Annotated in this window: 11 protein-coding genes; 5 read left to right on the top strand and 6 right to left on the bottom strand. The window is 68.1% G+C overall.

Features of this window, described 5'->3' with window-relative positions:
* Positions 1-53 precede the first annotated feature (53 nt).
* The 4 genes from EG885_RS20060 to EG885_RS20045 form a co-directional block, all read right to left on the bottom strand.
* The gene (locus tag EG885_RS20060; protein ID WP_131578191.1) at positions 54-1,010 is read right to left on the bottom strand and encodes a TAXI family TRAP transporter solute-binding subunit; all 957 of its coding nucleotides are present in this window, start codon (positions 1,008-1,010) and stop codon (positions 54-56) included.
* 199 nt (positions 1,011-1,209) lie between these two features.
* Positions 1,210-2,523, bottom strand: coding sequence for a sigma-54-dependent transcriptional regulator (locus EG885_RS20055; protein WP_131578190.1), 1,314 nt, complete (start codon positions 2,521-2,523; stop codon positions 1,210-1,212).
* 7 nt (positions 2,524-2,530) lie between these two features.
* A complete protein-coding gene (locus EG885_RS20050) occupies positions 2,531-4,288 on the bottom strand; it encodes a sensor histidine kinase (RefSeq protein ID WP_131578188.1) in 1,758 nt (585 codons plus the stop codon).
* A 55-nt stretch (positions 4,289-4,343) separates the two neighbouring features.
* Positions 4,344-5,288 carry a 2-hydroxyacid dehydrogenase gene (locus EG885_RS20045; protein WP_131578186.1) on the bottom strand — a complete coding sequence of 315 codons (945 nt, stop codon included), beginning with the start codon at positions 5,286-5,288 and terminating at the stop codon, positions 4,344-4,346.
* Between the two features lie 290 nt (positions 5,289-5,578).
* Between EG885_RS20045 and EG885_RS20040 the strand changes: the two genes are divergently transcribed.
* Complete coding sequence (locus EG885_RS20040; RefSeq protein WP_131578184.1) at positions 5,579-6,316, top strand: calcium-binding protein; 738 nt, start codon at positions 5,579-5,581, stop codon at positions 6,314-6,316.
* Between the two features lie 66 nt (positions 6,317-6,382).
* Here EG885_RS20040 and EG885_RS20035 read toward each other — a convergent pair whose 3' ends face one another.
* Both EG885_RS20035 and EG885_RS20030 read right to left on the bottom strand, forming a co-directional pair.
* Complete coding sequence (locus EG885_RS20035; RefSeq protein WP_131578182.1) at positions 6,383-7,840, bottom strand: GumC family protein; 1,458 nt, start codon at positions 7,838-7,840, stop codon at positions 6,383-6,385.
* Complete coding sequence (locus EG885_RS20030; protein WP_131578181.1) at positions 7,841-8,542, bottom strand: P-loop NTPase family protein; 702 nt, start codon at positions 8,540-8,542, stop codon at positions 7,841-7,843.
* A 73-nt stretch (positions 8,543-8,615) separates the two neighbouring features.
* Here EG885_RS20030 and EG885_RS20025 point away from each other — a divergent pair, with 73 nt between their 5' ends.
* The 4 genes from EG885_RS20025 to EG885_RS20010 all read left to right on the top strand — a co-directional run.
* Positions 8,616-9,596, top strand: a complete 981-nt coding sequence (locus EG885_RS20025) for a glycosyltransferase family 2 protein (RefSeq protein WP_131578179.1) — start codon at positions 8,616-8,618, stop codon at positions 9,594-9,596.
* Positions 9,593-10,438 carry a glycosyltransferase family 2 protein gene (locus EG885_RS20020; protein WP_131578177.1) on the top strand — a complete coding sequence of 282 codons (846 nt, stop codon included), beginning with the start codon at positions 9,593-9,595 and terminating at the stop codon, positions 10,436-10,438. Before EG885_RS20025 ends, EG885_RS20020 begins: the two co-directional genes overlap by 4 nt.
* A 264-nt stretch (positions 10,439-10,702) precedes the next feature.
* A complete protein-coding gene (locus tag EG885_RS20015) occupies positions 10,703-11,383 on the top strand; it encodes a sugar transferase (protein WP_131578175.1) in 681 nt (226 codons plus the stop codon).
* A 110-nt stretch (positions 11,384-11,493) separates the two neighbouring features.
* Positions 11,494-12,287, top strand: a 794-nt coding sequence (locus tag EG885_RS20010) for a glycosyltransferase (RefSeq protein ID WP_165571234.1), incomplete at its 3' end; no start/stop codon positions are given.

Below are 12,287 nucleotides of genomic sequence, written 5' to 3'. Positions count from 1 at the left end.
TGGCCGGACAGGATCGGCCCGCGCGTGGGATCAGGCGCGTGCCGAGGGGTCGATTACTCGATCAGGCCGACTTCGCGGTAATACCGTTCGGCGCCCGGATGCAGCGGGATCGAGATGCCGTCCAGCGCGGTCTCGGGGCTGATCCCTTCGGCGGCGCCATGCGAGGACCGCATGCGGTCCACATTCTCGAACATCAGCTTGGTCATCTGATAGGCGGTTTCCTCGCTGACGCCTTCGTGGCTGATCAGCATGTTGCCCACGGCTGCGGTCGGGATATCCTCGTCGATGCCCGCATAGGTGCCGGCCGGGATGACCGCAGGCACGAAGGGCGCGCCGACGGCGGTCACGGTTTCTTCCGGGATCGACACGATGGTGATGTCATGGGTGGCCGACAGATCCTGAATGAAGGCCACGCCCAGACCCGAGGATTGCAGCGTCGCCTGCAGCTGGCGGTTCTTGATCAGTTCCGCCGATTCCGCATAGGGCAGGTATTCGACCTTGCCCAGATCGTCATAGCTCATGCCCGCAGCGGCAAAGATCGCCCGGGCGTTCAGCTCGGTTCCCGATGCCGGGGCGCCGACGGACAGGGTCTTGCCGCGCAGATCCTCCAGCGTGGTAACGCCTGCCGCCGCATCCGCGACGATCTGGATATAGTTGGGATAGATCGCGGCGATGGCGCGCAGTTCGGTCAGAGGCCGGGGAAAGCCCGCCTCTTCATTGCCGTCCCATGCGGCCTGAACGCTGTCGCCCAGAGCAAAGGCGATCTCTCCGCGGCCTTGGGCCAGCAGGTTCAGGTTCTCGACCGAGGCTTTGGTGGCCTGCACCTGGGTGCGGGAACCTTCGATGCCTTCGGCATAAATCTCGGACAGGGCGACGCCCAGGGGGTAATAGACCCCCGACGTGCCGCCGGTCAGCACATTGATGAAATCCTGAGCCTGCGCCTGCGGCGCCGAGGCCATCAGGCCACCCAGAGCGATGGCGGGGACGGTGGCAGCGATACGATGGAACATGTGGTTTCCTCCCATGATGTTCTGGCGGGCAGAGTAGCAAGATTGCGCCTGCCGAACAGGGGCCGAGTCACGCGGATGTGAGGTTTGGAGGAAGATTGATCAATCATATGATTGTTAAGGAATAAAAATGGCTCTATGGTTTGTGTGGCCTGGCGATTTATCGCCACATCGCAAACATTGCAAGCAAAGGCCCGCCCGATCAATCGGCCCGCAGCCCGTATCGCGCAATCTTTTCGTTCAGGGTGCGGCGGGGAATGCCCAAGGCATCGGCGGCGCGGGCAGATGACCCCTGGGCGGTGGTCAGCGCGTCCGCGATGATCTGCGCCTCGATCATCGCCATGCGGTCGGGCAGGCTTTGGGCCGGATCGCTGCGCACGGGCGTGGTCGGCAGGGCCAGCACGGCGCGTTCGGCGCTGGCGCGCAATTCGGCCAGATTGCCGGGCCAGTCGCGCGCCGCCAGCCGGTCCAGATCGGCGGGGCGCAGGTCCGGCATCGGCAGTCCAAGCCGCGCGCTGGCCGCCCCCGCCATATCGGTGAACAGCAGCGCGATATCCCCGGCCCGGTCGCGCAGGGGCGGGATCTGCAATGCGGCGGGCGACAGGCGATGCGCCAGATCGGCCCGCAGCCTGCCCTGCGCCACCAGTGCGGCCGTGTCAGCCGTCACCGCCGCGATCAGCCGCAGATCAAGCGGTCGCGCCGTCTGCGCGCCGATGCGTTCCACCGCGCCTGCCTGCAGCACCCGCATCAGCCGCGATTGCGCGGCCAGCGGCATGTCCTGAAGATCCGACACGAACAGCGTGCCGCCCTGCGCCTGTTCCAGCCTGCCGGTCCGGGCGCCGCTGACCCCGGCCAGATAGCCGCGTTCATGGCCGAACAGTTCGGCCTCCAGCGCGGCATCGCCAAGGCCCGCGCAATGCAGCGTCACAAAGGGGCGGCGGGCGCGGCGGCCCAGATCATGCAGGCAGCGGGCGACATCGTGGCGCCCCGATCCGGCCTCGCCCACCAGCGCCAGATCGACGGGCAGATCGGCCAGATGCTGCACCATGGCGCGCAGATGGCGCATTGCGGCGCTGTCGCCGGGCAGCCGCACCTCCAGCCGTCCGGCAGACAGCGGCGAGGCCTTGCGGGTCCGCGCCTGCCGCCGCATCCGGCGCAGATCGACGGCGCGGTCCAGCACCTCGACCAGATGTTCGGCGCGATAGGGCTTTTCCAGAAAATCATGCGCCCCGGTGCGCATCGCCGCCACCGCCACAGGCACATCGGCATGGCCCGACAGCAGGATCACCGGCAGATCGGGATCGGCCTCGCGAAACCCGTCCAGCACCTGCTGGCCCGACAGGCCCGGCATGCGCAGATCGGTCACCACGCAGTCGCAATCGCCGGGCTGCACCTGCGCCAAGGCCAGCGCCGGATCGGTAAAGACGCGCACCTGAAAGCCGGAAGCTTCCAGCCAGTCGGCCGCCGCCGCGCAGAGCGCTGCCTCGTCATCGATAAAGGCGATCCGACCGCGCATGTCCCCCTCAGCCCGCCTTGCGTTCGCGGTCGTGGTAAAGCGGCAGGTCGACCACGGTCAATGTCCCGCCGCCCGGACGCGGGCGGAATTCCAGCCTGCCGCCGATCTGATCCAGAATGCCGCGCGTGATCGACAGGCCAAGGCCCAGCCCCTCGCCGGTGATGCGAGTGGTGAAAAAGGGTTCCTCGATGCGATCCTGCAGGGCGGGATCGATGCCCGCGCCCCGGTCGGCGATGGTCAGGCGCAGACCGTCCGGGCCGGCCTGCAGCCCGACCCGCACGGGCGCGGTGGCCCCGGCGCCTGCGGCGGCTTCGGCGGCGTTCAGGATCAGGTTGATGGCCACCTGTTCCAGCCGCACCGCCTGCCCGCGCGCGGGCGGCAGACCGCCCGGCAGGTCCAGATCCAGCCGCTGGCCCAGATCGCGCAGGCGGGGCGCCAGAACCTCGGCGCTGGCGGTCAGGACGCGGGCCATGTCCACGGGCTCGGGCGGATCGGCGCGCTGCCGGGCGCCAAAGGATTTCAGGTTGCGCACCATCTTCTGCATCCGCATCAGCAGGGCGCGCGCCGCCGTCAGGCTGGCCGCCGCCCGCGCGTCATGGCCCGCCCCCAGATGCAGCTGCGCCGCCGCCAGCGTGGTGTCCAGCGCCGACAGGGGCTGGCTGACCTCGTGCACGATGGTGGCCGACATGCGGCCCAGCACGGCCAGCTTGGCGGCATGGACCAGACTTTCATGCGCCTCGCGCAGATCCTGCTGGGCGCGGCGGCGTTCCTCGATCTCGTGGGCCAGGGCCTGCGTGCGCTCGGTCACGCGGGCCTCCAGCAGGGTGTTCTGATCCAGCCGCACGCGGATCAGCTGGCGGCGCTGCCACAGTCCCACCCCAAGGGCCGAGACCAGCATCCCCGTCACCCCCGCCAGCAGCGCCAGCAGCATGGCCTGACGATCGACGGGCGCGGTGGGTTCGGCGGCCAGGATGCGCCAGCCGTCGGGGTCCAGCGCCGTTTCGGCCAGCCGCAACCCGGTCAGTTCGGCCCGCAGCGCGCCTGCCTCGGGCAGGCCCTGCCCGACATAGCGCTGTTCGCGCGCCAGCCGGTCCGAGGTTGCTGCGTCCAGCGTATCCAGCGGGCGGAACAACCAGTCGGGCTGACCCGACAGAAAGACCACCCCCGCCGCATCGGCCAGGGCCACGAACTGATCGGCGCTGGCCCATGTCGCCTGCAGTCCGCCCATATCCACCTTGGCCACCGCAACCCCAAGGGGTGCCTGCGCGGGTCCGATGCGGGTGGCCAGAAAATAGCCCGGAATGCCGGTCGTCACCCCCACCGCATAGTAACGCCCCTGCCCCTGTTCCAGCGCCTGCCGGAAATAGGGGCGAAAGGCGTAATCATGGCCCACGAAGCTGCCCGGCTCGTCATGGTTGCTGGCGGCCAGCGTGCGGCCCGCCGGGTCCAGCACATAGATCTGGTCCACCCCGGAAATCGCGCGGGTGGCCTGCAGATAGGCATTGGCGGCGGCGGTGGGGTCTGAGGGCGCCGCCAGCAGCGACAGGATGCGCGCATCCTGCCCCACCAGCGCGGGCAGATAGCGATAGCGTTCGATCTGCGCGGTGACCGCATGGCGCGTCAGGGTCAGGCGGTTCGCCAGATCGCGGTCCAGCCGGTCCAGTCCGGCCTGCCGCGCGGTGCCATGCACCACCCCCGCCAACAGCGCCACCGCCACCACAAGGGCGGCGAGGCGTGTCAGGTGCAGGGGGCGCGCTTGGGTCATGCCCCATCGTCGCCGCGTTCCGGGGCGAAGAAAAGACCCCATGCGCGCCCCGGGGTCAGCCGAGGGCGATCTCGCTCAGCAGCGGACGGCCCTCCAGATGGGCGATCAGGTTGTCGACGGCCAGCGCCGACATCGCCTCGCGCGTCTCAATCGTGCCCGATCCCTGATGCGGCGACAGGGTGACATTGGGAAGCGCCCGCAGCCGGGCATCGACATCGGGTTCGCTGGCGAACACATCCAGCGCCGCCGATCCCAGACTGCCCGATTGCAGCGCCGCGATCAGCGCCTCTTCGTCCACGACGCTGCCGCGCGCGACATTGACCAGCAGCCCCTGGGCCCCAAGCGCATCGATCACCGGGGCCGAGATCAGGCCCCGCGTCCCCTCGCCCCCGGCGACGATGACGATCAGGATGTCGCTGTCGGTGGCCAACTGGATCAGGTCGGGCTGATAGGCGTGATCGACGGGTTTGGCGCTGCGGTTCCAATAGCTGACCTGAAGGCCCATCAGACCGGCCAGATCGGCGACATGCTGGCCGATCGTGCCCATGCCGACGATGCCCAGCCTGCGCCCCCGCAAGCCGCGTTGCAGGGGAAATTCGCCCTTGGCGGCCCAATCCCCGCTGCGGACCCATTCATCGCCCGCGACCAGATTGCGCCATGCGGCACTGGCCAGCAGCATCGCCATATCGGCCACCTCCTGCGCCAGCGCGGGCGAGGCATTGGTCAGCCGCACCCCGCGCCGGGCCAGCGCATCCAGATCAAAGGCGTCGTATCCGGCCGAGGAACAGCACACGATCTCCAGCGCGGGCAGCTGGTCCAGCAGGGCGTCGTCAATCGGCGTGTGGCCGTTGGTCACGATGGCCCGGCAACCGGCGCCGTGATCGCGCAGGATCGCGGCCTTGTCATCGGCTCTGTCTATCCGGTGGACGCGGCAGGCCTGTTCCAGCGTGGCAAGGGCTGCGGGACGCAGGCCCGCCATCATCAGGACATCCGCGCTCATGCCGGGGCCATGGTGTTCGTCATCGTCATCGCGAAAGGGGTCATGCAATATCCTGTCTGTTGGCGTCCGGCCCGGCGGCCCTTGATGGGCTCAGGCAATCAGCCCCGCCGCCCAAGCGCAAGACGCCAGACAGCGCGCTGTGACGGCCGGTGCAGTTTTTTTCGTCCGCGCGGGAATGAATCCGGCCTTTCGAACGTCTCACCATTAACCCGGCCAGACCGCCAGCCGGGGCAGCCGCGCGCAAGGGCGCCCCGGCGCAACAGGGCGGCGTTGGATCAGGAGACCACATCATGGCAATTCTTCGCGGAAATGACGGCGACAACCGGCTGAACGGCACCAATGCCGCCGACCGGATCTGGGGCAATTCGGGCGACGACCTGCTGAACGGGTATGGCGGCAACGACACCCTGGACGGGGGCGAGGGCAATGACCGCATCAATGCGGGGACCGGCGCGAATGTCGTCTATGCGGGCAGCGGCAACGATGTCGTGACCGCCGGGGCTGGCAGCGATCTGATCTATGCGGGCGAAGGCAATGACGTCGTGATGGCCGGCGGCGGCAACAACCGCATCCATCTGGGCGAGGGCGACGACCGGTCCGTCAGCGGCGCGGGCGCCGACCTGATCTGGGCGGGCGAGGGCAATGACACGGTGCGCGCGGGCGCGGGCAACGACCAGGTGGCAGGCGGCGAAGGCAACGATCTGTTGTTCGGCGAGGCGGGCAATGACCGGATCTTTGGCGGCGAGGGCAATGATCTGCTGAACGGCGGCATCGGCAATGACACGATGACCGGCGGCGAAGGCGGCGACACCTTTGTCTGGAACGGCGGGCGCGACCGGATCACCGATTTCGACCGCGAGGATGACGTGATCGATCTGGGCGCCTATGCGCGGTTCAACAGCTGGACCGATATCCGTGCGGCCTCCAGCCAGTCGGGCAATGACGTGGTGATCCGTGCGGGCACCGATGTCTTGGTGATCGAGGATACCCGCCTGTCCCAGCTGCGCTCGGACGATTTCGACTGGTAAGCCAAAGGTCGGATGATCATGCGACGGCCGGGTTTCCCGGCCGTCGCTTTGGTGTCAGCGCCCCGATCAGCCGGTGCGCGTCAGCATCAGGATCACCACCGCCAGCACGCCAAAGCCCAGAATGCCAAGGCTGGCCATATCCTGAGCCCGCGCCATGATGCGCGCCCGGGGCGAGGGGCGGTATCGTGCCACGGCGATGGGTTCGACCCCAAGGGATTTGCGGACCTGACCCGGTGTGCGCAGGACCGGGCGCATCAGCTCCATCAGGAATCCCGCGATCAGGGCCATGGCAATGCTGGTTCCGGCGCCCAGCACCGCCACCCGCCGCCGCCCCGAACTCAGCGGATAATCTGCGGGCGTCGCGCGTTCCAGAACCACCATCCGTTCGCCGTGATCGTTGTCGGTCAGGCGCTGTTCCAGCTGGATGCGCGACAGACGTTCCGAGATGGCGGCGCGCGGCGCCTCCATCACGGCGATCTGGCGGCCGAATTCGGCCAGCTCCGCCGACGCCTCGGGCATGGCCGCGATCGCGGCATCGATCTGAGGCAGGCGCCGTTCGATCTGGGCGCGTTCAGCGTTCAGCGCGGCTTCCTGTTCGCGGATCAGATCAACCTGACGGCTGATGCCGGGGGCCAGCAGTTCCGCATTGCCCACGCGCAGCCGTTCGACCTGTTCCTCCAGCCGCTGCACCTCGGGGTGGTTGGGGGCCAGCGTGCGCCGCGCCTGTGCCAGATCGACCTCCAGCACGCGCAGCTGTTGCGCGACCGAGGTGCGGGGGCCTTCCTCGACGGTGCCGACCTCGATGGCCAGACGTTCGCGCTCCAGCGCCTGCAGGCTGATGATCAGCGCGCTGCGCTGTGCCTGCAGACGGGTCTGCTCGGCGGCCAGAAATTCCATGTTTTCGGGCATGCGGTCGGGATTGACGGCGCGATAGGCGGCCAGCCGGGCCTCGACCTCGGCCACGGCCTGCGCGGCGCGCCGGTCCTCGGCCTCCAGCGTGGCGATCAGATCGGCGGTGCGGCGACGGCGCGTGGTCTCGTTCCCGTTCATGATCTGATCGGCCATGTCATTGGCCAGATTGGCCGCATCCTCGGCCCGCCCGGCCCGGACGGTGATCAGCATGGCCGAGACGCCGGCATCGGCGCCCGGCGCTCCGCCTGCGACCGGGATGAATTCGACCCGCGCATTCTGCCGGAATTGCGCGATGCGTTCATCATCGCTCAGCTCGGGGGCGTCGTCGAACAGGTTATAGCGGTCGATCATGTCCAGAATATTGCCACGCGCCATCAGCTGCTGTTCGATCAGGCGCAACCGGCTGGCCGTGTCGGCCTCGGCCTCGGCGCCCGGAGCGGCGCCCATCAGGGTCGGCTGGATCTGGATCACGGTGATCGCCTCGTAGGCGCGGGGCAGCGACAGGGCATGCGACAGCGCAAGATAGATGCCCACCACCAACACCGCGGCCATGATCGGCCCGCGGCGGCGCAGCATCCCAAAAAATTCGGTCAGGCCGGTTATCGGTCCCATTCACACCTCGGCGTCATGCAGGAAAAGGCCCAGAATCGGGCGTGTCTCGCCGATGCGGCGTTCGCAGGCGCGCAGGTCGGGGGCCGTGTCGGCCCGTCCGTCGATGGCCAGCAGAACCGTCTGGCACAAGGGCAGCGCCGCCAGACCCGCATCCCCCGCCAGCATCGCAGGCAGGTGCAGGATGGTGATGTCGGGCGCCAGCGAGGCCAGCCGCTGCATCAGATCGGCCTGAAACGCCTCCGACAGCAGCAGGGTCGCGGCCTCGACGGCAGGGGCGGCGATGGTCAGCAGCGCCAGCCGGTCGGTCAGGCGCTGGCCATGCCAGACCGCCCCCCGGCCCGGCCTTGGGGTCGGGGGTGCGGCGCCAAGACGGGCCAGAACCGGCTGGCGGGCGATGTCCAGATCGATCAGCACCACCCGCCGCGCCGGGCGCCGCGCCTCGGACAGGGCCAGGTTCAGCGCGGTCAGAGGCGCGGCCAACGCGCTGCCCTTGGCCTGCGTGATGCCGATCCGGGTCCAGTCCTGTGCCGCCGTCCCGGCCAGAATCCGGGTGCGCAACAGGTCGTAACCCTCGGCGCGTTCGGGATTTTTGTCATCTGCGATGGCCGCGCGCAACGCAGCCTTTTGCGGCAGGGCCAACATCGGCATCTCTGCCCAGCCCTGTGTCCGCTCGTTCTGATAGCCGCTGCCGGCGCCGTCCATACGCAACTCTTTTCTCTCGCCCAATGACAGAATCATATCGTAATGCTAGCCCGATAGCATGAAGCAGGTGACAATGTCCGCAGTTTCCGAACCAAACATCTCGTCATCAAAGGTGGCCGCCGTGGTCATCGGTCGCAACGAGGGTGCGCGCCTGCAGGCCTGCCTGACCGCGCTGTCGGCGCAGATCGACCGGATCGTCTATGTCGATTCGGGATCCACCGATGGCAGTGCGGATTTTGCCGCCGGGATCGGCGCGCAGGTCGTGGCGCTGGACATGACCCTGCCATTCACCGCCGCGCGGGCCCGCAATGCCGGGCTGACGGCGCTGGCCGATGCGCCCCCGGAATTCGTGCAGTTTCTGGATGGCGATTGCGTGTTGCAGCCGGGCTGGCTGCCTGCCGCGCTGACGGCCCTGCAGGGCGATGCGGGTCTGGCGGTCGTGGCCGGGCGGCGGCGCGAGATGTTTCCCGAACGATCGGTCTATAACCGGCTGTGCGATGCGGAATGGGACACGCCGGTCGGTCCGGCCCGGGCCGTGGGCGGCGACATGCTGGTGCGCCATGCGGCGATCGACGCGATCGGCGGGTTCGATCCCACCCTGATCGCGGGCGAGGAACCCGAGATGTGCGTGCGCCTGCGCGCGGCGGGCTGGACGATCCGCCGCCTGCCGGTCGAGATGACGCTGCACGATGCCGACATGACCCGGTTGCCGCAATGGTGGAAACGCACCCGCCGGGCGGGCCACGCCTTTGCCGAAGGTGCCGCCCTGCACGGCGCCCCGCCCGAGGGGCATTGGCGGGCCGAAACCCGGCGCGCGCTGATCTGGGGCGCGGGCCTGCCGCTGCTGGCGATCCTTGGCGCGCTGCTGTGGGATCCGCTGGCGCTGGCGATCCTGCTGGTCTATCCGGTCCAGATCCTGCGCCTGTCGCGCCGGATGGGTTGGCTGCGGGCGGGGTTCTCCGTCCTTGGCAAATTCGCCGAGGCGCAGGGCGCGCTTGGGTTTTACCGTGACCGTCTGACCCGCCGCCGGGCCGCTTTGATCGAGTACAAATGACCCTCTCTGCCATCCGTCTCAGCGTGATCCTGCCCGCGCATCAGGAACAGGACCATATCGGCGCCTGCCTGCAGGCTTTGGCCGATCAGACCGGCGCGGATGACGTCGCGAAAGAGGTGATCGTCATCGCCAATGGCTGCCGCGACGCCACGGCGGATCGCGCGCGCGCCCTGACCGGGGCGCTGACCGATGCAGGCTGGCAGCTGACGGTGATCGAGCTGCCGACCGGCGGCAAGACCGGCGCGCTGAACCGGGGCGATCAGGCGGCGGCAGGCGATCTGCGCCTGTATCTGGACGCCGATATCGTCGTCGGGCCGGGCATGATCGCAGCGATCTGTGCGGCGCTGGACGGGCCGGGCGCACGCTATGCGGGGGCACGGCTGGTCGTGCCCCGTCCGGCCAGCCGCGTCTCGGCGGCCTATGCGCGGTTCTGGCAGCGGCTGCCCTTCGTGGCCGATGGCGTGACCGGGGCGGGGCTGTTTGGGGTGAATGCCGAAGGCCGCGCGCGGTGGGACCGGTTTCCGCAGATCATTTCGGATGACGGGTTCGTGCGGCTGCAATTTGCCCCCCATGAACGGGTGCGGGTCGATGTGCCCTATCACTGGCCGATCAGCGAGGGGTTGGCGACGCTGATCCGCGTGCGCCGCAGGCAGGATGCGGGCACGGCAGAACTGGGGCGCCTTTACCCGCATCTGGTCGACAATGCCGCCGGAGACCGCCCCTCGGGGCGGTTCGCGCTGCGGATGGGGCTGTCCGATCCGGTGGGATTCGCGGCCTATGCGGCGGTCAGTCTGGCCGTCCGCCTGCGACCCCCGTCACAAGATTGGGAGCGGTCCCGCTAGAACAAATGCGGCGGCGCCACCCTTGGTTGAAAATAACCCGGCAATCAGATTGCAAACAATCTGGAATTGCAAAAAACAGCGGGTTCCGTCTGATCCGGTCACTATTATGCGCATTATACCCATCTTTTAGACAGGTTGTCTCGGCTGTTTGCGGGCAATAGATCAAACCCACAGACAAAATGCCGGTGACTTGGGTAGCGACTGGCATCCACTCCAGACAATTTTACCCGTTGTGTCCGTATCCAGTGCTCGGAGTTTACGTTGATGTTGTTCGATAATGATGGTCTGAACGTGGATCGCGCGGGATTCGTGCGCGACATGGAAGCGACCGAAAGCCGCAGCCTTTACACAAGCGGCGGCAAGCGGTCCCTTGATACCTTTCTGATCCTGCTGGCGCTGCCCTTTCTGCTGCCGATCCTGCTGGTCGTGGCAATGGTCGTCATGCTGGATGGCGGCTCGCCGCTGTACAGCCAGATGCGCCTTGGGCGCGGCTGGCAGCGGTTCCGCCTGTACAAGTTCCGCACCATGCGCCCCAATGCCGACGCGCTGCTGGCCGCCCATCTGGCCGCCGATCCCCATGCGCGCGCCGAATGGGACATGAACCAGAAGCTGCGCCACGATCCCCGCATCACCCGCGTGGGCAAGTTCCTGCGCAAGACCTCGCTGGACGAGCTGCCGCAGCTGTTCAACGTGCTTCTGGGCAATATGAGCCTTGTCGGACCCCGTCCGATGATGGTCGAACAGCGGGTTCTGTATCCGGGCACCTATTACGCCGCGCATCGCCCGGGCCTGACCGGGCTGTGGCAGATCTCGGCCCGCAACGGCTCGACCTTTGCGGCGCGTGCCGTCTATGACGAACGGTACTATCGCGAGCTGAGCCTGCGTCTGGATCTGACGACGATCCTGGCCACCTTCCGGGTCGTGGCGCGCTGCACCGGTTGCTGACAGGGCCGGCAAGGGCGGGCGATGATCGCTTGGCCTTTTCCGATTGTGGTTGCCAGTGCCCGGACCGCCCGTCGTTCCGGGCGTCCATCGTTTTCCTGCGGGAGGTTTTGATGTTGCGCGTTGTTGCCCCGGTGCCCATGACGCAAGCGCCTGCGACGGCCCCTGCCGTGGCCGCCCATCCCGCCACCGATGCGGGCCCGTTGCACATCGGCTATGTGGTCAACACCTATCCCCGCCCCTCGCAGACCTTCATCCGGCGCGAGGTTCAGGCGCTGGAGGCGCAGGGCATCACCATCACCCGTTTCGCTATGCGCCGCGATGCGCAGGCTGTCACCTCGGACGAGGATCGGGCCGAACAGGGCCAGACCCGCTATATTCTGGACAGCGGCGCCTTGCGGCTGGCGGGTGCGCTGGCGGGCGTGATGCTGCGTCATCCGCGCGCCTTGCGGGCGGCGTGGCGCGCGGGCGGGCGTGGCGGGCCGGGGCGATTGCGCCAGATGATCTATCTGGCCGAGGCAGGACTGCTGGTCCGCCAGTGCCGCGACCGGGGCGTGACCCATCTGCATGCGCATTTCGGCACCAATTCCACCGATGTGGTCCGCTATGCCCAGTTGCTGGGTGGACCGGGCTACAGCTTTACCACCCACGGACCCGAAGAATTCGATGCCCCGCAGGCCCTGTCGCTTGGCGACAAGATCGGCGGCGCGCGTTTCGTCGTCGCGGTCAGCGCCTTTGGCCGCAGCCAGCTGGCCCGGTGGGCGCCCTTCGATCGCTGGAACCGGCTGCGCGTCGTGCATTGCGGGATCGATCCGGCACGTTTTCCCGACCCCCTGCCCCTGCCCCCCGGTCCTGATGCGACCCATCCGCTGCGGCCGGTCTGCGTCCGGCGCTTTGCCGAACAAAA

This window comes from Paracoccus nototheniae (assembly GCF_004335005.1).
GTDB lineage: Bacteria > Pseudomonadota > Alphaproteobacteria > Rhodobacterales > Rhodobacteraceae > Paracoccus > Paracoccus nototheniae.
The sequence above is the reverse complement of the archived record's forward strand: the minus strand, read 5'-3'. Positions and strand labels throughout refer to the sequence as shown.